Annotated in this window: 19 protein-coding genes, 1 tRNA gene and 2 pseudogenes; 6 read left to right on the top strand and 16 right to left on the bottom strand. The window is 56.5% G+C overall.

The genetic code is table 11. The features are described from left to right. Positions 1-59: 59 nt before the first annotated feature. The 7 genes from pth to ACIQ0R_RS03350 form a co-directional block, all read right to left on the bottom strand. On the bottom strand, positions 60-677 hold the full coding sequence (pth, locus tag ACIQ0R_RS03380; protein WP_395823664.1) for an aminoacyl-tRNA hydrolase: 618 nt from the start codon (positions 675-677) through the stop codon (positions 60-62). 206 nt (positions 678-883) lie between these two features. Continuing rightward, positions 884-1,501, bottom strand: a complete 618-nt coding sequence (locus ACIQ0R_RS03375) for a 50S ribosomal protein L25/general stress protein Ctc (RefSeq protein WP_395823662.1) — start codon at positions 1,499-1,501, stop codon at positions 884-886. 191 nt (positions 1,502-1,692) lie between these two features. Further along, entirely contained in the window at positions 1,693-2,643 is a 951-nt protein-coding gene (locus ACIQ0R_RS03370; RefSeq protein ID WP_395823660.1) for a ribose-phosphate pyrophosphokinase, read from the bottom strand. Positions 2,644-2,814: 171 nt separating this feature from the next. Continuing rightward, positions 2,815-2,891 (bottom strand) — tRNA-Gln (locus ACIQ0R_RS03365). Positions 2,892-2,978: 87 nt separating this feature from the next. Then, entirely contained in the window at positions 2,979-3,857 is an 879-nt protein-coding gene (gene ispE, locus ACIQ0R_RS03360) for a 4-(cytidine 5'-diphospho)-2-C-methyl-D-erythritol kinase (RefSeq protein WP_395823658.1), read from the bottom strand. A 6-nt stretch (positions 3,858-3,863) separates the two neighbouring features. After that, positions 3,864-4,532, bottom strand: coding sequence for a lipoprotein insertase outer membrane protein LolB (locus tag ACIQ0R_RS03355; protein WP_395823656.1), 669 nt, complete (start codon positions 4,530-4,532; stop codon positions 3,864-3,866). After that, complete coding sequence (locus ACIQ0R_RS03350; RefSeq protein WP_395823654.1) at positions 4,529-6,361, bottom strand: tetratricopeptide repeat protein; 1,833 nt, start codon at positions 6,359-6,361, stop codon at positions 4,529-4,531. Before ACIQ0R_RS03350 ends, ACIQ0R_RS03355 begins: the two co-directional genes overlap by 4 nt. A gap of 475 nt (positions 6,362-6,836) precedes the next feature. On the opposite strand from ACIQ0R_RS03350, the gene mutM reads away from it, so the two are divergent. The 3 genes and pseudogenes from mutM (at position 6,837) to mutY (ending at position 10,829) form a co-directional block, all read left to right on the top strand. After that, positions 6,837-7,658, top strand: coding sequence for a bifunctional DNA-formamidopyrimidine glycosylase/DNA-(apurinic or apyrimidinic site) lyase (mutM, locus tag ACIQ0R_RS03345; RefSeq protein WP_395823652.1), 822 nt, complete (start codon positions 6,837-6,839; stop codon positions 7,656-7,658). Positions 7,659-7,686: 28 nt separating this feature from the next. Beyond that, positions 7,687-9,611 (top strand): annotated as a pseudogene (locus ACIQ0R_RS03340) (dynamin family protein). 99 nt (positions 9,612-9,710) lie between these two features. Beyond that, complete coding sequence (mutY, locus tag ACIQ0R_RS03335; RefSeq protein ID WP_395823666.1) at positions 9,711-10,829, top strand: A/G-specific adenine glycosylase; 1,119 nt, start codon at positions 9,711-9,713, stop codon at positions 10,827-10,829. 60 nt (positions 10,830-10,889) lie between these two features. Here mutY and ACIQ0R_RS03330 read toward each other — a convergent pair whose 3' ends face one another. The 5 genes and pseudogenes from ACIQ0R_RS03330 to ACIQ0R_RS03310 all read right to left on the bottom strand — a co-directional run bounded on the left by ACIQ0R_RS03330 (position 10,890) and on the right by ACIQ0R_RS03310 (position 14,149). Further along, positions 10,890-11,267, bottom strand: a complete 378-nt coding sequence (locus ACIQ0R_RS03330; RefSeq protein WP_395823650.1) for an LON peptidase substrate-binding domain-containing protein — start codon at positions 11,265-11,267, stop codon at positions 10,890-10,892. Between the two features lie 76 nt (positions 11,268-11,343). Next, a pseudogene (locus ACIQ0R_RS03325) lies at positions 11,344-11,520 on the bottom strand (LON peptidase substrate-binding domain-containing protein); the annotation flags it as partial. A 60-nt stretch (positions 11,521-11,580) separates the two neighbouring features. Further along, positions 11,581-12,444: an RNase adapter RapZ gene (rapZ, locus tag ACIQ0R_RS03320; RefSeq protein WP_395823648.1), complete on the bottom strand. Its 864-nt coding sequence runs from the start codon at positions 12,442-12,444 to the stop codon at positions 11,581-11,583. 198 nt (positions 12,445-12,642) lie between these two features. Then, positions 12,643-13,590: an HPr(Ser) kinase/phosphatase gene (gene hprK / locus ACIQ0R_RS03315; RefSeq protein WP_395823646.1), complete on the bottom strand. Its 948-nt coding sequence runs from the start codon at positions 13,588-13,590 to the stop codon at positions 12,643-12,645. Positions 13,591-13,672: 82 nt separating this feature from the next. Then, positions 13,673-14,149 carry a PTS sugar transporter subunit IIA gene (locus ACIQ0R_RS03310; RefSeq protein ID WP_395823644.1) on the bottom strand — a complete coding sequence of 159 codons (477 nt, stop codon included), beginning with the start codon at positions 14,147-14,149 and terminating at the stop codon, positions 13,673-13,675. Positions 14,150-14,213: 64 nt separating this feature from the next. Here ACIQ0R_RS03310 and ACIQ0R_RS03305 point away from each other — a divergent pair, with 64 nt between their 5' ends. Then, positions 14,214-14,414 (top strand): hypothetical protein, encoded by a 201-nt coding sequence (locus ACIQ0R_RS03305; RefSeq protein WP_395823642.1) that lies wholly within the window; start codon positions 14,214-14,216, stop codon positions 14,412-14,414. A gap of 89 nt (positions 14,415-14,503) precedes the next feature. Here the strand turns inward: ACIQ0R_RS03305 and ACIQ0R_RS03300 are convergent, their stop codons facing one another. The 3 genes from ACIQ0R_RS03300 to ilvA form a co-directional block, all read right to left on the bottom strand. Further along, positions 14,504-15,115: a hypothetical protein gene (locus ACIQ0R_RS03300; protein ID WP_395823640.1), complete on the bottom strand. Its 612-nt coding sequence runs from the start codon at positions 15,113-15,115 to the stop codon at positions 14,504-14,506. 136 nt (positions 15,116-15,251) lie between these two features. After that, complete coding sequence (gene queF, locus ACIQ0R_RS03295) at positions 15,252-16,091, bottom strand: NADPH-dependent 7-cyano-7-deazaguanine reductase QueF (protein ID WP_395823638.1); 840 nt, start codon at positions 16,089-16,091, stop codon at positions 15,252-15,254. Between the two features lie 103 nt (positions 16,092-16,194). Then, complete coding sequence (gene ilvA, locus ACIQ0R_RS03290) at positions 16,195-17,721, bottom strand: threonine ammonia-lyase, biosynthetic (RefSeq protein ID WP_395823636.1); 1,527 nt, start codon at positions 17,719-17,721, stop codon at positions 16,195-16,197. A gap of 266 nt (positions 17,722-17,987) precedes the next feature. Here ilvA and ACIQ0R_RS03285 point away from each other — a divergent pair, with 266 nt between their 5' ends. Continuing rightward, positions 17,988-18,479, top strand: a complete 492-nt coding sequence (locus ACIQ0R_RS03285) for a YqaA family protein (protein ID WP_395823634.1) — start codon at positions 17,988-17,990, stop codon at positions 18,477-18,479. 60 nt (positions 18,480-18,539) lie between these two features. Here the strand turns inward: ACIQ0R_RS03285 and ACIQ0R_RS03280 are convergent, their stop codons facing one another. Further along, entirely contained in the window at positions 18,540-18,677 is a 138-nt protein-coding gene (locus ACIQ0R_RS03280) for a hypothetical protein (protein ID WP_395823632.1), read from the bottom strand. A gap of 368 nt (positions 18,678-19,045) precedes the next feature. On the opposite strand from ACIQ0R_RS03280, the gene ACIQ0R_RS03275 reads away from it, so the two are divergent. After that, a partial coding sequence (locus tag ACIQ0R_RS03275; protein ID WP_395823630.1) for a DUF3683 domain-containing protein occupies positions 19,046-21,633 on the top strand: 2,588 nt, incomplete at its 3' end.

Below are 21,633 nucleotides of genomic sequence, written 5' to 3'. Positions count from 1 at the left end.
GCTGATATTCATCAAGCATTCCTTAAACTTGGCTGCAGTCTGATCTGCTGGAGCAAACTTCAGCAGGCATCGCAGCCTTTATGAAACCGTCTCTTAGCCGCGGTATGCAACTGCATCGTTGCTGCTTCGAATTTTCCTTCGCACAGCGCGGGGACGATCTTCAGGCTGGCGGCGATGGCATCGTCGATCAACTGTTGCTCGTCTTTGCGTGGGCGATGCAATACGAAATCAGCCGCCACCTGCTGCAGGTTCAACGTGCGCGGATGGCCGATACCAAGCCGCAGACGCCAGTAATCCTGGGTGCCAAGCGCCGCCGTAATATCTTTCAAGCCGTTGTGACCGCCGGAAGAACCGCCTTTTTTCAGCTTGGCGCTGCCAGGCGGCAGATCCAGTTCATCGTGTACCACCAGGATTTCATCGGCGGCGATCTTGTAAAAGCGCGCGATGGCACCCACCGATTGGCCGGAGCGGTTCATGAAAGTTTGCGGCTCCAGCAGCCATACCTCCTGGCCGGCGATGCTGGCCTTGGCGGCGAACGCGTTGAAGCGGGATTCGCGCGCCAGCTTGCGGCCGAGATCGTTGGCCAGGTTGTCGATCAGCCAGAAACCGGCGTTGTGGCGCGTTTGTTCGTATTCCGGGCCGGGGTTGCCAAGGCCGACGATGAGACGGATGGACATGGTGTTTTCTCTTTTTTCTCTGGCGCGACCGGGGCAGGGCACACCCAGTTCCAGACTGATCCAGCAATAGCGCCGATTATCGCGGATATTGCATGCTGCCGTCCAATCAGCGTGAATTCTTCCCGGGCCGCTCGGCAGCAATAAAAAACCCGCCACGAAGGGCGGGTTTTCCAGCCAGGATCGGCTCCGGCAAAGACGACGATGAATTACTTCTTGTCAGCAGCGTCAGCAGCTGGTGCTGCTGCGGCAGACGCATCAGCTTCAACTTTACCGGCTGGAATCGATGCCGTCGCGATCGTCAGGTTTTCTTGCGATACAGCAACAACGCCCTTCGGCAGCTTCAGGTCAGCCAGGTGGATCGAGTGGCCGACTTCGATGCTGGTCAGATCGACTTCGACGAACTCTGGCAGATCTGCTGGCAGGCAGGAGATGTCCAGTTCTGTCAAAACGTGGCTGATGATCGCGCCGGACAGCTTCACCGCAGGAGCGACTTCTGCGTTGATGAAGTGCAGAGGCACTTTAACGTGGATCGCTTGCTTGGCGTCGACGCGCTGGAAGTCAGCGTGCAGGACCAGTTGCTTGTATGCGTGGACCTGGAAGTCGCGCAGCAGAACTTTCTGTACCTTGCCGTCGATTTCGAGGTCGAGGATCGAGGAGTGGAAAGTTTCTTTTTTCAGCGCGTGGTACAGCGCGTTGTGGTCCAGCGAAATATTGACCGGCGCTTCGGAACCACCATAAACGATACCTGGTGTTTGGCCAGCATTGCGCAGGCGGCGGCTCGCTCCGGTCCCCTGCTCTTTGCGTACAAATGCGATTACTTTCATTTTGAAGCTCCATTGTGTGCCGGATAAATCCGGCGGTAAAAACCCTCCGCGACCAGAGGGTTCAAAACAATTGTGGGGCAGAGTTTATGGGGCGCCGCAGTACGTTCAATTGCACTGCCGATACCACTCTGTCCTCAACTGACTAAATAAAACGGTGCAACCACGTAGGCGGCAACTACGCAGAACAAAAATTACTCGGCAAACAGCGACATCACCGAATCGCCTTTGGTAATGCGCTTAAACGTTTCTGCCAGCAACTCGGCACAAGACAACTGGCGGATCTTGCCGCAGGCCTTGGCTTCTGCCGACAGCGGAATGGTGTCAACCACCACCAGTTCATCCAGCGGCGAATTGACGATACGCTGCAGGGCCGGGCCAGACAAGACCGGATGCGTGCAGTAAGCAACCACTTTCTTGGCGCCGCGCTCTTTCAATACTTCGGCGGCCTTGGTCAGGGTGCCGGCGGTATCGACCATGTCATCCATGATCACGCAGTTGCGGCCATCGACTTCACCGATGATGTTCATGACTTCCGATACATTCGCCTTTGGACGACGCTTGTCGATGATCGCCAGGTCGCAGTTCAGGCGTTTTGCCAGCGCGCGGGCGCGAACCACGCCGCCGACGTCCGGCGAGACGACCAGCAGGTCATCGTAATTCTTGCTTACCAGGTCGCCCAGCAAGATTGGCGACGCGTAGATGTTATCTACCGGAATATCGAAGAAACCTTGAATCTGGTCAGCATGCAAATCCATGATGATGACGCGTTCGACACCAGCTTCCTGCAACATGTTGGCGACAACCTTGGCCGAAATCGCAACCCGCGCCGAGCGTGGGCGACGGTCTTGGCGTGCGTAACCATAATAAGGAATCGCCGCGGTGATGCGGCCTGCTGAAGCGCGCTTCAGGGCATCGACCATCAACATGATTTCCATCAGGTTGTCATTGGTCGGTGCGCAAGTCGATTGCAGCACGAATACGTCTTTGCCACGCACGTTTTCGTTAATCTCGACCATGACTTCGCCGTCAGAGAATTTGGTAACGTTGGCTTTTCCTAGCGGGATTCCGAGTTGCTTGGCAACTCCAATAGCTAGTTCCGGGTTTGCGTTGCCGGTAAAAACCATCAGGTTTTCGTTTGCCATGGAGATTCCTGAATACTGTCGTTAAAAACTTGAAAAGCCGACAATGCCAGACTGTTCAGTCTTGCGTTGGCGGCTTATGTGTTTGCTGTGTGCTGTTTTTGTGTTTTGATGCGGCTTAATCTGACTGCCGCTCTGATGCTATTTGCTGCTGGGCATTATTGCCTTGTTTAATGGCAGGGGAACAAGGATTCGAACCTTGGAATGCTGGAATCAAAATCCAGTGCCTTAACCAGCTTGGCGATTCCCCTACGCAACTTGTTGTATACCATAAATCCGCGCAGGTACTGCATGATGCGCTTGAATCTGATGCTAAACCGAATTCTGTGCTACTTACTTCAACGATCCAACAACCCTGCGAGCGGATGTTTCTGCATCGCCTTGGCTTTCCATGCTTTCCAGTGACTCGGTACTAACTTTAGTACTTTGTCAGCTTGGTCTTCTTGCAAAAATCCGCAAAAAACACAAGCACCTGATCCTGTCATTCGGGCATCTCCATAATTGCTGAGCCATTTGATGGCATTTGCAACTTCTGGGAACTGCATGGCAGCTACGGGTTCCAAATCGTTTTTTCCGAACAGCTTATTGCTAGCTATCGAAAAGTGCGTCATTTTGACGGGTTTTGTATCCCGTGTCAATTCCGAAGATGAAAAAATTATTTCTGTCGGAATTGCTACGGCGGGCTGAATTATAACGAACCATAGGGCAGGGGTGTCAAGCTTTTGCAGCGATTCTCCGATTCCTTCTGCAAATGCATTTCTGCCAAACAGAAAAAACGGCACATCCGCACCAAGTTGTAGCCCCAAAGCCATCAACTCCTCGCGTGTCAAGCTGCCTTGCCAGAGGTGATTCAGCGCCATCAGTGTGGTGGCGGCATCGGATGATCCTCCACCCAGGCCGCCGCCCATCGGCAATTTTTTTTCGATAGAAATATTTGCACCTGGCGGAATTGCCGAGATCTTGTCTTTAGTTTGTATCGCCGATTGCAGCAATCTGGCAGCGCGCACGATCAGGTCGCTCTCTTCGGGCACGCCCGCAATGTCGGTGCTGCGTCGGATCAGGCCGTCTTGGCGCACTTCAAAATGTAGTAGGTCGCTTAAGTCGACCAACTGAAATACGGTTTGCAGCAGATGATAGCCGTCCGGGCGGCGCCCGGTAACGTGCAGAAATAAATTCAGTTTGGCCGGAGCCGGGCAGTTGTTCAGCGTGCGCGTCATGGCAGATTAACGTGGTTGTCTGCTATCGATGACGATGCGGATTGCAACGTCACCTGCTTGCTTGGTATTACGCGCCAGGTCGATGCGCTTTGGATAGCTTTCGGCGGCGTTTTCCTGGTTTTGCCAGTTGGCATATTGAAGACGCCAGTTGTCCGCGGTGGTGACGTCATAGGTATCGGTGGCTGGCGTGGCGACGAAGCGCTGGCCTGCGGCGTTGCTGCCGAAGCCTTGCAGCCAGTCGCGCAAACCAGCGATCGGCAACGGCCAGCCCAGCGTCTGTACCGTCAATGAATCGACATCGCCGGCGCTACGCAACGGTTGGCCGGCTTGCGCCAGCGTCGCTTTATCGACGCCGATATTGATGGTGGCCAGAGTTTGTCCGAGCGGCGATAGCAGCGTCACCACGGTATCCTGGTTGTTTTGAGACCAGGTGAAATTGCCGTGTATGGCTTGCTCTTTGCCGTCTTGTTCATAGCGCACCGACAAGCGGCCGCTGACATCGATCAACTGATGGTATTGGCGCGCGCTGCCGCTGACCGCATCCGCAGTGCTGCGATTGTTGGATGGCAGAAAGCTGCTGCAACCGCTGACGCTGACGGCGATGGCCAGCGCCGTCAGCGCCGCCCGCCCGGCGCGACTTGCCGTACCTGCCGTATTACGCGAGCGGCGCATCATAGCGTCGCTCGCAGCCGCGCCAAGGTGCTTTTCAGGCTGTCGTTTTGCGGATCTTTGCGTTGTACCTCGCGCCAGAATTTTTGCGCATCGCTCTTTTGTCCCTTGACCCAAAGGACTTCGCCCAGATGCACGCCGATTTCGGGATCGGGCAGCAAGGTGTAGGCATTGCGCAATTGCGATTCCGCTTCATCCAGATTGCCGAGCCGGTACTGCACCCAACCCATGCTGTCGACGATGAAAGGATCATGCGGCGCCAGCGCCAGTGCTTGTTGAATCAGCGTCAGCGCTTCCGGCAGGCGGGTATTGCGATCGGCCAGCGAATAGCCCAAGGCGTTATACGCTTGCTGGTTTTGCGGTGCCAGCGCGATCAGCTTGCGTAGCGCGATTTCCATGGTGCTCAGGTTGTTGAGTTTTTCCGCCGTCATGACATAGTCGTACAGAAGATCGCCGTTGTTGGGATCGGCCTTGAGGGCGGTTTCCAGAACCTTGAATGCCTCTTGCGGTTGATTGGCGTCGCGCAGCAATTGCGCTTCTACTTGAGTTACCTGGGTCTTTTCGCGATCGCCGTTGGTTTCAATCTCAGCCAGTACCTTGCGTGCCGCAGCGATATCGCCGCGCTTGGACAGCAATTGCGCGCGACGCAGCTGGGCATCCAGATAAGCGTCGCCCGGCTCCACTTGCGACAGCCATTTCAGTGCGGCATCGGTATCGTTGCGATCAGAGGCGATTTGCGCCAGGATCAGCAGCGCCTGGGTGGTGTCGCGCGATTCGTCCGGATGCTGGCTCAATTGGTCAAGGTATGCCGTCAGGTAGCGTTCAGCAGCCTTGAGGTCGCCGATCTGTGCGTTCAGCAGGCCCAGCGCCAGCAGCGTGGTGGCGTCTTGTTTGTCGCTTTTAAGCAGGATTTCAAACTGGCTGCGTGCCTTTTCATATTGCTTTTGATCGATCAGCGTACGCGCATACGCTACCCTCACCTCGCGCGAACCGGGGTATTGCTTCAGGAAGTTGGTCGGTAGGCGCTCCAGTTCGTCGTTATCGGCGGCGACTTGCGCACTGGTCAGGATCGCCAGTTCAGAGTCCGGCTTCAGATTCAACGCGATCTGCGCTTCCTCGCGCGCCCGGATGCTGTTGCCGCTACTAAACGCTTCCTGTGCCAGCGCCAGATGCGCTTCCGAGGTGGAGAGATACGGTGCCACCAGTTGCTCAAGCAGCGCAAATGCAGCTTCCTTATCCTGCGCCCGCACCAGCAGGCGCTGGATTTGCAGCATCGCGACACCGCGCGCCTGCGGCGGCGCATCTTTCAGGCGTTGCTCAAGAATCGGCTTGGCTTCTGCCAGATTATTGCTGAGCATGATGAAGCCGAGATAATACTGGGTGGCTTCTTCCGAGTCAGGCGCCAGCTCGCGCCACAGGCGAATGGCGACCAGTGCTTCGTTGGCTTGTTTGGCGCTCAGCGCCATTTCGGCAGCGCGCCGCGCCAGGCGCGGGTCTCGTGTCTGCTGCGCGGCGCCCAGCAGCGTTACATAGGCGGATTGCCAGTTGCCACGCTGAAAAGATATCTCTGAACTCAGTACCTTGAACAGCAATTCCTTGGTCAATGGGACTGCGGGCAGATGTTCTTCCGGCGGCTTGACCGGCATCGCCCGGGGCGCAAGTTTGCGCGCGGCCAACTGATCGGAGCCGACAGCCGCGGCGGGCAAAGCCGCTGTGGTCGTGGCTTTCGCTGTGGTCGCTGTCGACGCGGCATCGGTGGCGTCATTGCCAGGTTTGACGCCGGCGCAAGCCGACAACAAGGAAGAGAGCATTACAATGGCAAGGGCTTTTTTCAAGAGATATCCTGGCTTGGCAAGCATTGGTATGGATCTGAAAACAGATCCCTGGTCATTTCCCTGAAATTCGCGGCCGCTTTTTCGGTATCAAAGCGGATTGCCGTTTTGAGGTTTAGCCCCGATTTTACGCCCAACCAGAGTGCAATGCGCAGAGGAGGGTGTGGGATTTGTTGCGCGAAGCGCAGGCAACATCTGTGCGAGGCTTGTAAGCTTGGCGGCGACTAAAACGATTTGCCCGCACTGCGACGAAATTTCAAGGCTTTTCAGGTTTTTTCTTAGACAATCACAGGTTTTAGTAAAGTAGTTAATCGTGCCTTCACGCTATCCCTATCCCCATTTCCTATCCCAATCGCATTACCGAATCATCGGTTGGCAATCTGATCCGGATAGCGCGAGGGTAATGCGCGGGCAATAACACTTGCCCACCTTACGGTTGCTGTTAAACGTCGTTTGCAATTATTTATTTTTTTGAATCATGCCAGAACTTCCAGAAGTAGAAGTGACCCGACGCGGCGTTGCGCCGCATCTCGAAGGGCGCACCGTCACTGCGGTCACCTTCCGCCATGCCGGTTTACGCTGGCCGTTTCCGCCGGATCTGCCGACGCTGCTCGCCGGCCGCACGATACGCGGCATTGGTCGGCGCGGTAAATATCTGCTGTTGGGTTTCGACCATGGCACCGTGATCATCCATCTCGGCATGTCCGGCCATCTGCGGATTCTCGATGCCGGTACCGCGCCCAAAAAGCATGATCATTTCGATCTGGCGGTTGGCAGCCAAGTGCTGCGCTTGTCGGACCCGCGCCGCTTTGGCGCGGTACTCTGGCATGCCGCTGAAGATGGCCCGGTGGAACAGCATGTCTTGCTGGCGGGCTTGGGGCTGGAGCCGTTGGAAGAGGTTTTTTCCGCGCAAATCCTGTATCAAAAGACGCGCAACCGGGCCGCGCCGATCAAACAGGTGCTGCTGGCTGGCGACATCGTGGTCGGAGTCGGCAATATTTATGCATCGGAAAGCCTGTTCAGGGCCGGCATCAATCCGAAAACCGCGGCACATCGCATCGGTCTGGCGCGCTATGCGCTGTTGGCTGATGCCATTCGGATAATTCTTGCTGCCGCAATCGAAAAGGGCGGTAGCACTTTGCGCGACTTTATTGGCGTGAATGGTCAATCCGGCTATTTTCAACAGAACTATTTCGTCTATGATCGTGCTGGGTTGCCTTGTAGAAAATGCGGTACGTTGATTGCGCAGATAAAGCAGGGGCAGCGCTCGACGTTTTATTGCAAAAAATGTCAGAAATAAGCATTCAAAAGAAGAGGCGAGAGAGATAGTGGGCAATCTAGTTCAAGCATCCCAGGAACACAGCGAGTGGCGTACTGCCGTGGCCAGCGCGTTGCGGCGTTACCAGACCTGGGCCCGCGCCTCGAAACTGGCGGACGCTGCCAGCGAACAGCGCATCAGCCGGGCACTGACGCGCCTGACCGACGATAAATTGTCGATTGCTTTCGTCGCCGAATTCTCTCGCGGAAAATCGGAGCTTATCAACGCCATCTTCTTCGCCGATTACGGCCAGCGCATCTTGCCTTCGGCGGTCGGGCGCACCACCATGTGCCCGACCGAGCTGCTGTATGACGAAACCTTCCCGCCGTGTATTCGTCTGCTGCCGATAGAAACCCGGGCGGAATCGCAATCGACCAGCGATTACAAAGGCGCACATCACCTCTGGACCGTGCTGCCGCTGGATACCTCGTCGAGCGACGGCATGCTGGAAGCCTTCAAGCAGGTAAGTGGGTGCCGCTGGAAGATGCCAAGCGCTATGGCCTGTATGACGAAGACGATCCCGATGCCGGAATCGTCATTGACGACTCGGGCAGAGTCGAGATTTCACAGTGGCGTCACGCCATCGTCAACTTCCCGCATCCGTTGTTGAAAGAAGGCCTGGTGATTATCGACACGCCGGGTTTGAACGCCATCGGTACCGAACCGGAACTGACGCTCAACCTGATTCCAAACGCGCACGCGGTGTTGTTCATTCTGGCTGCAGATACCGGCGTCACCAAGAGCGACATCGATGTCTGGCGTCATCATATCGGTAACGGCGCCGGCCGCATGGTTGTGCTCAACAAGATCGACAGCATGTGGGATGAACTGCGCTCGCCGTTTGAAGTCGAGCAGCAGATCAGCAAGCAGGTATCTAGTGTGGCGCATACGCTGGGTTTGTCGGAAGCACAGGTCTATCCGGTCTCGGCCCAGAAGGGATTGGTCGGCAAGATCAACGCTGAACCCGGGCTGTTACAGCGCAGTCGCCTGCCGGCATTGGAAAATGCACTGTCGCACCAGCTGATACTCGGCAAGCGCGAGATCATCCGCGCACAACTGATCGGTGACATCCACGACCTGATCGTGTCCAAGCAGGCGCTCATGTCAGCGCATATCCGCAGTGTGGTTGAGCAGTTGCTGGAATTGAAGAGCTTGCGCGGTAAAAATGCATCGATCATCAGTCATATGATAAAGCGCATCGATATCGAAAAAAAGGAGTTCGATGAAAGCCTGCTCAAGCTGCAAGGCACGCGCATGGTCTTTGCGCGTCTGTCGGCTGACGTCTTTACCACGCTCGGTATGGGTTTGCTGAAGGAAGAAATCCGCAAGACGCGGGCAGCCATGGAGGGCAGCATGTTCACTGCCGGCTTTCGCCACGCGGTGAAGAATTTTTTTGACAGAGCGCAGGAAAACCTGACCCTGTCAGGGCAGAAGACCGATGAAATCTCGGAAATGATGACCATCATGTACCGTAAATTTTCGACTGAACACGGCTTGGCATTGTCGAAGCCGATGCCATTCTCGCTCGACAAGTATCGCGACGAAATCAAGGTCATCGAAATCGCTTATCATCGCCAGTTCAGCACAGTGACGCTGCTCAAGACCAGCCAGGTAGTGCTGATGCAGAAATTCTTTGACTCGATCGCCTCGCAGGTCAAGCAAAGTTTCCTGCAGGCCAATCGTGATGTCGATGCTTGGCTCAAGGTAGTGATGGCGCCGTTGGAGGGACAGATTCGCGCGCACAAATCGCAGCTCAGGCAACGCACCGAATCGATTGAGCGGGTGCACGCAGCGATCGACAGCCTGGAAGAAAAGATTCAAGCGGTAGAGATACTGCAAGGTGAATTGATTGCGCAAAGAAATACCCTGACAGCGCTGGAAAACGAGTTAAAGAGCGTACTGGACTCCGATCCGGCGGCGATGAAAGCGGCCTGAGCCATCGCTTGCGGTGTGCATATTTAAGCGGCCGACAGCGGCCAGGTTTTTCTGCCCGGGTGTTGCAGATACAACCTATTTTGTGAGACAGCATTGAAGATTCTTTGTCCTACCGAGAGCCAAGCCAGAGCCAATCTTGCGCCAAATGATTTTGTCGATCCATCTTTTTCTGCGACGGTAATCGCATGGCAACAGCAGCACGGCCGTCACGCGCTGCCGTGGCAGCAGACACGCGATGCCTACCGCGTCTGGCTGTCGGAAATCATGCTGCAGCAGACTCAGGTGGCCGCCGTCATTCCGTATTACCAGCGGTTTTTGGTGAGATTTCCCGATGTTCAATCGCTGGCCGCAGCGCCGAGCGAAGAGGTAATGGCGCACTGGAGCGGCCTCGGCTACTACACCCGTGCCCGTAATTTGCAGCGCTGCGCGCAGCGGGTGGTAGCGCAATACGGTGGCGTATTCCCAAACGATCCGGCCTTGTTACAAGACCTGCCCGGCATCGGCCGTTCCACCGCGGCGGCGATTGCCGCCTTTTCATATGGCGCGCGAGCGGCGATCCTTGATGGTAATGTCAAACGCGTGTTTGCGCGGGTATTCGGGATCGATGGCTATCCCGGCGCCAAGCCGATCGAAGACGCCATGTGGCGCCGCGCCGTGGCATTGCTGCCGGAGCAGGGCGTGGAATCATATACGCAGGGTTTGATGGACCTCGGCGCCACCCTTTGCGTGCGCGGCAAGCCGTCTTGTCATCGTTGCCCGCTGGCGCAGCGCTGCGTTGCACTCGCTACGGATCGGGTCGGCTTGCTACCGGTGCGCAAGCCGAAGAAAGCGATTCCTGAAAAACAGAGCACCATGCTGGTGATTGTCGATCAGCGCCAGGTCCTGCTGGAGCAGCGGCCGGATAGCGGCATTTGGGGCGGCTTGCTGTCGCTGCCTGAAATTACGCCGGGCGACAATCTGGAGCTTGCTGTCGCACGGGCAACGGCAGCAATCGGCGAGGTTGCTTCGTGCGAGGCGCTGCGGCCGTTCACCCATGTGTTCACGCATTTCAAATTGCAGATATCACCATTTCAGATTACCTTGGCGCGCCGTGCCCAGGTTGTGGCCGAAGCTGGCCAGGTTTGGTACCCGGCCGAGCGTCTGGCCGACGCGCCGCTGCCAGCCCCGGTCAAGAAATTATTGTTGGAAATATTTCGCGCAGCCGATCTGTTTGCCTGAAGCGAAAGTGCAGAATCAGATTGTCGAACGAGAGGATGGAAACGCGCCCGCCCAATGGCGCTAGATGATGTCGTGCTGTAAAAGATATTGATGCACGATGCCCAGCCGTTGATTGCCATCGATCGTTTCCAGCAGCGCCTGGCGCGCTTTCAACGGGATCGGCAGGATTTCACACCAGCGATTGGCGACCCACCCGGCGTTGTTAAATTGTAGCGGTACGGCAAACGGGCTAGCGTAGTCGGAGCCGTGCGCGGTGCGACCCTGGGTGTTGATATCGTCAATCACCAGCTTCAGCAGCGCGGCACAATCCAGGTGTATCTGGTCCGGCTTGCCGGGCCGATCGGCTGTGATCAGTTCTATCTGTGCTTCCTGCCGCCGATCTGCCAATACCCGCCGTTGCAGTATGCGAAAGCGCTGGCTGCCAACCGTGCGTAGCATCATTACCCCCCAGATCTTGCATGTCCCATTCGACGATCTGCGTCAGGCATCCGAAATCCTCCGGTTCGGCTGCGGCTCCCACTTCTTGTTCCGATTTGATCAACACCACGCCGAACTGCTGCCGTTGGTGTTTCATGCACTCGCGCAGCATGTCCATATAGCGTGTTTCAAATACCTTGAGCGGCAGCACGCCGCCTGGGAACAGAACCGTGTTGAGCGGAAACAATGGAATCCAGGATTGATTGTCAGGCATGGCAAGGAGGTCGTATCAACGACGCGTCGGAATGGAGAGCGGCGGCAATGATCGCCGGCGTTAACCGAGTTCGCGATGGCGACGCACCACGCGCTCGGACAACTGAAAGTATTGAGCCAGTTGTTCCACCATATAAACTGACCGATGCTGGCCACCGGTGCAGCCGATTGCCACCGTCAGATAGCTGCGGTTGTCGTCCTTGAACGAAGGCAGCCATTTTTCAACAAAATTACGGATGTCGTCGAGCAGGTCGGTGACTTGCGGCAGGTTCTCAAGGAACGAGATTACTGCCGGATCGCGCCCGGTCAAAGGCCGCAGTTTGGCATCGTAATGCGGGTTCGGCAGCATCCGTACGTCGAATACCAGGTCGGCATCCAGCGGCACGCCGCGCTTGAAAGCGAACGATTCGAACAAAAGCGTCAGCGGCGCCGGTTCGGTATCGACCAGATCTTTGATCCAGCTGCGCAGCCGGTTGGCGCTGACGTCTGAGGTGTCGATCGCATGGCCGAGACCTTCGATGTCGACCAGCATCTCGCGTTCATTCAGGATGCATTCGGTCAGCGTCAGGCGGTCACCCGGATGTTGCCCCGGCAGGAGACGGTGCGACAGCGGATGGCTGCGCCGCGTTTCGGAAAAGCGCGCGATCAGTGATTCTGTCTGAGCCGTCAAGAAAAATACCTTGACGTCGTGTCCCTGAGCTTTCAGTTGCTGGATGTCTGAAGCCAGTCCCGCCAGCGAATCGGCGCTGCGGGCATCCGTGGCCACAGCCAGCATTTGCGCACCTTCATGCTGGCGCGCCGCCACCAGTTCTCGCAACAGTATCGGCGGCAGATTGTCGACGCAAAAATAACCCGCGTCTTCAAGTGCGCGAAGAGCGACGGATTTGCCGGAGCCGGAGATCCCGGTGATAAGAATTATGCGCATCGCTCAATGATACCGTAACTATAGGGATCGGTAGCATGGGATGCTGGCGCGGATCTGCGTAGAGCAAGTTTTTTGGCCTAGCCTTAGCCTGAGCTTTAGCCCCGCCAATCTTCAGTTGGGTATGCTCTCGCAGGGGCACTGTATGCACCGCGTTCGGGTGACTCTTAAACTTTTACCGGGCGCTCTGTCGACAAGGGCTTATAAATCGCTTTCGCTATCCATCGCCAAGCGCTGGCGTGCAATGAAATCTTTAAGCGTGTCGATGCCGCGCAGTTGCAGGATGGTGTTGCGCACCGCGGCTTCTAACAGCACCGCGATATTGCGGCCGGCGGCCACCGGGATGATGACTTTGCGAATCGGCAATCCCAGCACTTCCTGGGTGTGGGCATCGAGCGGCAGGCGCTCGTAGTTTTCTTCCAGCGTGGCACGCCGGACCAGGTGTACGATCAGTTTCAGGCGCATCTTGCGGCGCACCGCAGTCTCGCCGAAGATGGTCTTGATATCAAGCAAGCCCAGGCCGCGCACTTCCAACAGATTTTGCAACAAGTGCGGGCAGCGGCCTTCGATCATGTTCGGCGCAATCCGCGCGAATTCGACCGCATCGTCGGCCACCAGTCCGTGGCTGCGCGAAATCAATTCCAGCCCCAGTTCGCTTTTGCCCAGCCCGGACTCGCCGGTAATGAGCACGCCGACGCCAAGCACATCCATGAATACGCCATGCATGGTGATGCGTTGCGCCAGTTTTTTCGACAGGTAGACGCGCAGGTAGTCGATCACCTGCGCTGCTGGCAGCGGCGTAGAAAACAAAGGGATATTCTTTTCGTCGCAAACTTCCAGGATGTTCGGCGGCGTCGCCAAACCCTGCGCAATGATGAACGCGGGTGGCGCTCCGGCCACCAGTTCGGCCGTCTGGTAGGTGCGTGATGTGGCGGACAGGCGTTTGTAGTATTCGGTCTCTTGATGGCCAAATACCTGAATCCGCCCCGGGTGGATCAGGTTCAAGTGACCGACCTGGTCGGCCGCCGAGGCGGCGTCGCCGGAAATCAGCCGCTCGCCGCCGGGAAACCCGGCAAACCAGCCTAACTGCAGCGATTCGCGGTTTTCGTCGTACAGTTGCTGAATCGATAGGGGCGTGGATGAGGGCATGGTATGCGTCTGACGTGGTTAAGTGTGACGTGGCAATGTCGCCGATCGGCAGCGGCACCATCCGCCGTGCTAGTAGCCCAAATTATGTCGCATTTTCTGTGCCCATGGGCTGCCAGGCGACGATATGGGAGTGCACCGACAGCGGATCAGGATCGGTTGCGAGGATAGCTCGAAAGGTGTCGCTGGAAAACATTTCGGCGATTTCCGAGAGGATTTCGAGGTGCTGCTGAGTGACGTTGTCAGGGATAAGCAGGAATACCAGCAGATTGACCGGCTGGCCGTCCGGCGATTCGAATGGAATCGGTTCGGCCAGGCGCACAAAAGCTGCCAGCGGCGCTTTCAATCCCTTGACGCGACCATGCGGTACTGCCACGCCATGGCCGAGGCCGGTCGAACCCAGGCGCTCGCGTGCAAACAGATTGTCGGAGACGGTGGAGCGGGCAATGCCGCAGTTGTTTTCGAAGAGTAGGCCAGCTTGTTCGAATGCGCGTTTTTTACTGGAGACTTCCAGATCCAGCGCCACATTTTGTGCGGGCAGGATTTTTGCAAGATTAGTCATAATACAAATTGGTAGGCGGCACGATACTGCTGGCTGTCTGTAAAGTATTGCTGCAAAAAATCCGGTGGAAATCGATCTGTCCGCCATCCTTTTTTTGCAACAACCTCCTGATTATTATCAGCCACCACTAAAAATTGCCACGGCGTTTCAAAAAAACACCAATTTCAAGTCTACGCTGCCTGCGGTCATGAACATGATCGCAGTTGCTGCTACAACGTCTCCCTTGATTTTGGCCCAAGTCAGCCTCCTTGAGGCTACGGTGTAAATGGCACTTATCCTTGAATTATAGACTTGATTCCGGCCAACAACACCAACTTGCGGTGATGACCATCGGCGTCGACATGCCGGTCATTGTCATTTGACCTCGACGCGAAAAAACATCAGCAGTACATCGCCGTTGCCCTTGTTGGAGGACAGGCGCGGTACATAAGATGCCATGAATTTGGCCCCTTTGACGCCAATCCCGGCTACCGGCAGTGCAATCGGGAAGGGAACGCCGCCGAAGTAGTCTTGACGGCTCATCAGCATTGCCGTGTAGCCCGCACTCAGTTCAACGGGTGTTTTGGGGACGTTCCAGACCCATTCATACACATAGCCGGCCATGATTTGCGGCTTGAAGTGCGAGTCGCGGATGGCAAACAGGTATAGCGATTCGTCGTTGCCGCTGTCGTTGCGCAGGGTGCGGCCGCCGCCCAGACCCCAGGCTTTTTCGTTCAACTCGCGGATGCGCTCTTGTGTATAAGTGTGGCGGCCGTGATATACGTAACCGGACAGATACACTTCCTGGCTGCCGTTTTCGACGATGTTATCGAGGCGGTCTTTGGTTTGCGAGATGGTTTTGCTAAACCAGCCTGTGGTGTCGGGGGTTTCCTGAGCCTGGGTCGGCGCGCTGATGGCAGCAACCGCGGCCATGCCGCAACAGAATGCGGCCCGCTTAACGGCGTTGAAGCGAGAAAAATTGATCATAAGAATGAGTGCCCTTGACGGCGCGGCCATTTGGCAGTGTTAGGCCAGCGCTGCAGTAGTGTATAACGACGAAAAAATTAATATTTTGCCACTTGTTGAATATTTGCTTGACGAAAATTTGTTTCAATTTGTGACTTTACTGTCTGGCTTGGCGGTTGTTCGATGGTGGTTGTGCCGTTGAAAAGTTACTGCGCCAGGGATTGATATCAAGACCGCCGCGCCTGGTATAGCGCGCATACACTGACAGTTTTTGTGGCGAGCAGTTTCGCATCAGGTCAATAAAAATGCGTTCGACGCATTGTTCGTGGAATTCGTTGTGGTCGCGGAAGCTGATCAGATACTTGAGCAGGCTTTCCTGATCGATGGCGGCGCCAACGTAATGGATTTGAACGCTACCCCAATCCGGTTGCCCGGTTACCAGGCAATTCGACTTCAGCAAATGGGATACTAATGTTTCCTCAATGATAATCTGATTGGGGTCGGCCTTCAGTAGCGAAGGAGCGGGCTGATACTGCTCTACCTCAATGTCGAGCCGATCCAGCAGCAAGCCCTGCGGCTCTTGCAGTTTCAGGCTGGAAAACTCATGCGCCGGAGTCAGCTTTACATGTACCGGTGCCCCGAAACCGGCTGACAAGTCTTGACGCAACAGTTGCAGCAGTGTGTCGGCATCGGCCAGTTTGGTTTGGTTGAACGAGTTAAGGTACAACTTAAACGATTTCGACTCGACGATATTCGGCGAATCGGCCGGCACCGTGAAGGTGGCGATAGCGACTTGCGGTTTGCCGCGCAGGTTCAGCCAAGAGACCTCGTAAGCGTTCCATATATCGACGCCGAAGAATGGCAGCGTGCCGCTGATACCGATTTCTTGGCGTTTGGCGAGGCGGAGGATCGGAAACAGCAGCGAGGGCTGGTATTCGGTCTGATAGGCGGAAGATTTGCCGAGCGGCGACGCGTCCGGTGTATTTGATGTGGACATGGCTTGATATCTTGCTAAAAACCGACATTCTGCCAGATACCGTCGCCAGGCCGATATTTGCCTTCAGATTCCGCTCATGTTGATGGGCTGTTCGCTTAGGCGGTCAGCCCAGGAACAGTTTGTAGACCGGATTCTCGCTCTCATCCCAATAGCGGTAGCCGAGGCCGGCCAGAAAATCGCGGAACGCCTTCATTTCTCTCTTTGGCACTTGCAGCCCGACCAGGACGCGACCGACGTCGCCGCCCTGGCTGCGGTAATGGAACAGGCTGATATTCCAGTTCGGCGCCATCGAGTCGAGAAAGCGCATCAATGCGCCCGGGCGTTCCGGGAACTCGAAGCGATACAGCAGTTCGTCGTGAGCCAGCGGACTCTTGCCGCCGACCAGATGCCGCACGTGGACTTTGGCCAGTTCGTCATGCGTCAGATCAAGCGTACTGAAACCGTGTTTCTCGAAATTTTTAGCGATCTGGGCGGCCTCATCGCGGCTTGAGGTCTGCACGCCGACGAATACGTGCGCGGTTTTCGCATCGCTGATGCGGTAGTTGAATTCGGTCACATTGCGCGGCCCGACCAGCTCGCAGAAACGGCGGAAACTGCCGCGCTGTTCCGGGATGGTGATGGCGAACACGGCTTCGCGCAGTTGGCCTATGTCGGCCATCTCGGCAACGAAGCGCAGACGGTCGAAATTCATGTTGGCGCCAGAGGCGATGGTGATCAGGGTCTGGTTCTTGATCGCCTTGCGCGTGCCTTTGGCGCGTTCGACGTAGGCTTTGGCACCGGCGATGGCGAGCGCGCCGGATGGCTCCAGGATGCTGCGCGTGTCCTGGAACACATCCTTGATGGCGGTACAGACGGCGTCGGTATCGACCAGGATCACTTCATCGACATACAGGCGCGCCAGGCGGAAGGTTTCCTCGCCGACCAGCTTGACCGCGGTGCCGTCGGCGAACAGGCCGACATCCGGTAACGTGATGCGGCGGCCGGCTGCCAGGCTGCGCGCCATGGCATCGGAATCGGTGGTCTGTACGCCGATGATTTTGACTTCCGGGCGCACTGCCTTGACATAGGCGGCGACGCCAGCGATCAGGCCGCCACCGCCGATCGGCACAAAAATGGCGTGGATCGGTCCGGCGTGCTGGCGCAGGATTTCCATGCCGATGGTGCCTTGGCCGGCGATTACGTGCGGATCGTCAAACGGGTGCACGAATGTCAGTTTCAGTTTTTTTTCCAGCGTCAGCGCGTGGTTATAAGCATCGGTATAGGAATCGCCGAAAAGCACCACTTCGCCGCCGCGTGCGCGCACCGCATCTACCTTTACCAGCGGCGTGGTGGTCGGCATGACGATCACCGCACGGCAGCCGAGCTTGGCCGCCGATAGCGCCAGGCCTTGCGCATGGTTGCCGGCCGAGGCGCAGATGACGCCGCGCTTGAGCTGGGCCGGTGTAAGGCTGGCCATCTTGTTGTAGGCGCCGCGCAATTTAAAACTGAACACGCTTTGCACATCCTCACGCTTGAAATAAATCTGGTTCTCGATGCGCTGCGAGAGCGTCGGCGCCAGTTCAAGCGGAGACTCGACCGCGACATCGTAGACGCGGGCGGTGAGGATTTTTTGCAAATAGTCTGTGGTCATGTTGGTGTCAAATTGGGTGTCGAACGCTGCGCCGAACAAGCTCGACGCGGCGTCCGGCAACAGGATCAGGCCGGAACAAGCAGCCGGTCATTATAATGGACAGCTTTTTAAGCGCCACTTGCTTTTCTCGATCACGGCCCAATATTGCCTTGCTGCATTTGTTGTCGGCGCGGCATCTGCCGTTGTTCAGCGCTGTGCCCCCGGGTATTTGCTTGCTGCTTTATTGCCGCTTTTTTCTCTGACTTTTACCTTTTGCTACCGCCCATATGATCGAATCCGCTGTTTTATGGTTACTCAAGACGCTGGCTGTGCCCACGGTTGGCCTGACTTCGGTCTTTTTCATCAGCTTTGTTGCTGCCACCCTGCTGCCAATGGGCTCCGAGCCAGCCGTGTTTGCTGTCGTCAAGGCCAACGGCGCGCTGTTCTGGCCGGTGATATGCGTGGCCACACTGGGTAACACGCTGGGCGGTGTGGTCGATTATTGGATGGGATACGGCGCCAAGCAGGCCTTTGCCCGCGAGCGCGACAGCCGCTGGTTCGGCTGGTTGCAACGTTACGGCGCCAAAACCATGCTGCTGGGCTGGCTGCCCGGTATCGGCGACCCGATATGCACCCTGGCCGGCTGGCTCAAGCTGCCGTTCTGGCCGTCCGTCATGTACATGGCGATCGGCAAGTTCCTGCGCTACATTTTGGTGGTCTGGCTTTTACTCAACGTGCCGGATGGCTTTTGGCGGAAGCTGGCGGGCTGGCTGGCGTGAGGCCGGGATCGCGCCAAATTGTATAGAAGCGGCGAGTGGCATCGATGAATGGTCGAATCGTCACACCGCGCGCAGCATGGCCGGCGTGATCAGTAGCGGGATCACGTACGGCAGCATGCGTAGCGGCCACGATTGATTGCGCAACAGATGCGACATGCCGAAGTAAGGGTTTCTGGTCGATAGCGATACCGGCGTCATGGCTTGGCTCCTTGTGACAATTCGAATCGGCGAATCAGGTTTTGCTTTGGCCGTGATCGGTCAGCGTGACGGCAATGTTTTCAACGATTTCTGCAATGATTTGACTAAACATGTTGGTTCCTTGGTTGTTGTGTTGTGTTGTGTTGTGTTGAGTGATGAAGCATGAAGAGATTGTAGTTTAAAACTATTGTATTTTATAAATTGATTGTTTTTATAAATGATATTGAGTTTGGCTATCTCCCATCCTCTTGGTCTTGCACTGCACAAATTTGGCATCTCGCCATCGTGAAATGGCTTGATAAGCTAAAATGCGGGTTCAACGGCAGTACGCCACGCAGCAGCCAAGCAGTCATCACTCCAATAGACCAATGAACGCCCCCGTAAAAATCCAGGCATTATTGTCAGACGCGCCGCATGGCGCCACTCCGACGCGTTTACGCGAAATTCCTTACAACTACACGTCGTTTTCCGATCGTGAGATCGTGATTCGCCTGCTCGGCGAAGAGTCCTGGCGTCTGCTCGACGAACTGCGGGGCAAGCGCCAGACCGGCCGCTCCGCCCGCATGCTCTACGAGGTGCTGGGCGATATTTGGGTAGTACGCCGCAATCCGTATTTGCAAGACGATATGCTGGATAATCCCAAGCGCCGTCAGGCGCTGATTGATGCGTTGCATCATCGGCTCAGCGAGGTCGACAAGCGCCGCATCGTCACCGACCATGTCGAGGGTGGTGACGTTGTGAGCGAAGAAGAATCCAAAAAGCGCAGCGAGAATGTTGAAAAATTGCTGGCGGCGGCCAGAAAGGCGATTGCCGCTTTCTCCGATGAGTTCCGTCAGACCTACGATCTGCGCAAACGCGCCAACAAGATTCTCGGCCGCTATACCGCCAAGGACAACATCAAGTTCGATGGCCTCTCGCGTGTCTCGCACGTAACCGACGCCACCGACTGGCGCGTTGAATATCCGTTCGTGGTGCTGACCCCGGATGGCGAAGATGAGATGGCCGGTCTGGTCAAGGGTTGTATCGAGCTCGGCCTGACTATCATTCCGCGCGGCGGCGGCACTGGCTATACCGGCGGCGCGATTCCGCTGACGCCGCTGTCGGCCGTTATCAATACCGAGAAACTGGAGCAGTTGGGCGCAGTCGAAATGGCTGTGTTGCCAGGCCTAGATAAAGAATATGCAACGATTTATTCCGGTGCCGGAGTCGTCACCAAGCGCGTCTCGGAGGCTGCTGAAAAAGCCGGCTTCGTGTTCGCAGTCGATCCGACTTCGGCTGAAGCGTCGTGCGTCGGCGGCAACATCGCCATGAATGCTGGTGGCAAGAAAGCCGTGCTGTGGGGTACCGCGCTGGATAATCTGGCGAGCTGGCGCATGGTTGATCCGAACGGCGACTGGCTCGATGTCACCCGTCTCGATCACAACCTCGGCAAGATCCACGATACGCCGCTGGCGCGCTTCCAGTTAGAGTGGCGTCACCCGGCTGAAAAAGGTCGGCCAAGCGAAAAGCCGTTCAAGACTGAAATCCTGGAAATCACCGGTCGCGTATTCCGCAAAGAGGGCTTGGGTAAAGACGTTACCGATAAATTTCTGGCCGGTTTGCCGGGGATCCAAAAAGAAGGTTGCGATGGCTTAATTACCTCGGGGCGCTGGATTCTGCACAAGATGCCGAAGCATACGCGCACCGTTTGCCTGGAGTTCTTTGGCCAGGCGCGCGATGCGATTCCGTCGATCGTCGAGATCAAGGATTTTCTTGATGCCGAAACCAAAAAGGGCGGGGCGATTCTGGCCGGCCTGGAGCATCTGGATGAGCGCTATCTGCGTGCCGTCGGCTACACCACCAAGTCCAAGCGCGGCGTGCTGCCGAAGATGGCGCTGTTTGGCGACATCGTCGGCGACGATGAAAACGCAGTCGCGCATGCGGCCTCGGAAGTGGTGCGCATGGCCAACAATCGCGTCGGCGAAGGTTTCGTTGCAGTCAGCCCGGAAGCGCGCAAAAAATTCTGGCTGGATCGCGCCCGTACTGCCGCCATCGCCAAACATACCAACGCCTTCAAGATCAACGAAGACGTTGTGATTCCGCTCAATCGCATGGGCGAATACACTGACGGCATCGAGCGTATCAATATCGAACTGTCGGGCAAGAACAAGTTGCAATTGCTGGATCAACTGCGCGCATTCCTACTCAAGGGCAATCTGCCGCTGGGCAAGGGCGACGACGCTGACGGTGACGATATTCCTGCCGCTGAAATTCTGGAAGACCGCGTGCACCAGGCCGAGCAACTGCTCGACAAGGTGCAGGCACGCTGGACTTACCTGCTGGCCCATCTGGATATGCCGTTGCGTGATGCCAAGTCGCAGTTGTCGGCACTTGGCCTGGAAAAACTCGATCTGGTGTTCGATCAGCGCCTCTTGCAGCAACCTGAGGCGACTGTGTTCGACGTGGTGCAGGATCGTACTATCCGCATTTCCTGGAAACATGAAGTGCGGGCGTTATTGCGGCAGATATTTAATGGTGCCGCGTTCAAGTTGATTGTCGACGAGTGCAGCGCCATCCACAAGCGCGTGCTGCGTGGCCGCGTGTTCGTCGCGTTACATATGCATGCCGGTGACGGCAATGTCCACACTAATTTGCCGGTCAATTCAGATCACTATGAAATGTTGCAGGATGCGCATGCCGCCGTGGCACGCATCATGGCGCTGGCGCGTTCGCTCGATGGTGTGATTTCGGGCGAGCACGGCATCGGCATCACCAAGCTGGAATTTCTGACCGAAGACGAAATCAAGGATTTCCGCAGCTACAAGTTGCGCGTCGATCCTGAGGGCCGCTGCAACAAGGGCAAGCTGCTCAATCTGCCGGGCTTTGAAGCCGACCTGAGCAATGCCTACACGCCTTCGTTCGGCCTGATGGGTCACGAATCGCTGATCATGCAGCAGAGCGATATCGGCGCCATTGC

This window comes from Collimonas sp., assembly GCF_044339385.1.
Taxonomy (GTDB): domain Bacteria; phylum Pseudomonadota; class Gammaproteobacteria; order Burkholderiales; family Burkholderiaceae_D; genus Collimonas.
This window is presented reverse-complemented; position numbering and strand designations above follow the sequence as displayed.

Bases quoted from the DNA above. Each gene is read 5' to 3' on its own strand.
- ACIQ0R_RS03310 (WP_395823644.1), bottom strand. From the start codon at position 14,149: ATGACTAATCTTGCAAAAATCCTGCCCGCACAAAATGTGGCGCTGGAT.
- ACIQ0R_RS03375 (WP_395823662.1), bottom strand. From the start codon at position 1,501: ATGAAAGTAATCGCATTTGTACGCAAAGAGCAGGGGACCGGAGCGAGC.
- pth (WP_395823664.1), bottom strand. From the start codon at position 677: ATGTCCATCCGTCTCATCGTCGGCCTTGGCAACCCCGGCCCGGAATAC.
- queF (WP_395823638.1), bottom strand. From the start codon at position 16,091: ATGTCCACATCAAATACACCGGACGCGTCGCCGCTCGGCAAATCTTCC.
- ACIQ0R_RS03280 (WP_395823632.1), bottom strand. From the start codon at position 18,677: ATGACGCCGGTATCGCTATCGACCAGAAACCCTTACTTCGGCATGTCG.
- ACIQ0R_RS03300 (WP_395823640.1), bottom strand. From the start codon at position 15,115: ATGATCAATTTTTCTCGCTTCAACGCCGTTAAGCGGGCCGCATTCTGT.
- hprK (WP_395823646.1), bottom strand. From the start codon at position 13,590: ATGCCCTCATCCACGCCCCTATCGATTCAGCAACTGTACGACGAAAAC.
- ACIQ0R_RS03285 (WP_395823634.1), top strand. From the start codon at position 17,988: ATGATCGAATCCGCTGTTTTATGGTTACTCAAGACGCTGGCTGTGCCC.
- ACIQ0R_RS03355 (WP_395823656.1), bottom strand. From the start codon at position 4,532: ATGATGCGCCGCTCGCGTAATACGGCAGGTACGGCAAGTCGCGCCGGG.
- ispE (WP_395823658.1), bottom strand. From the start codon at position 3,857: ATGACGCGCACGCTGAACAACTGCCCGGCTCCGGCCAAACTGAATTTA.
- rapZ (WP_395823648.1), bottom strand. From the start codon at position 12,444: ATGCGCATAATTCTTATCACCGGGATCTCCGGCTCCGGCAAATCCGTC.
- mutM (WP_395823652.1), top strand. From the start codon at position 6,837: ATGCCAGAACTTCCAGAAGTAGAAGTGACCCGACGCGGCGTTGCGCCG.
- ilvA (WP_395823636.1), bottom strand. From the start codon at position 17,721: ATGACCACAGACTATTTGCAAAAAATCCTCACCGCCCGCGTCTACGAT.
- ACIQ0R_RS03370 (WP_395823660.1), bottom strand. From the start codon at position 2,643: ATGGCAAACGAAAACCTGATGGTTTTTACCGGCAACGCAAACCCGGAA.
- ACIQ0R_RS03330 (WP_395823650.1), bottom strand. From the start codon at position 11,267: ATGCTACGCACGGTTGGCAGCCAGCGCTTTCGCATACTGCAACGGCGG.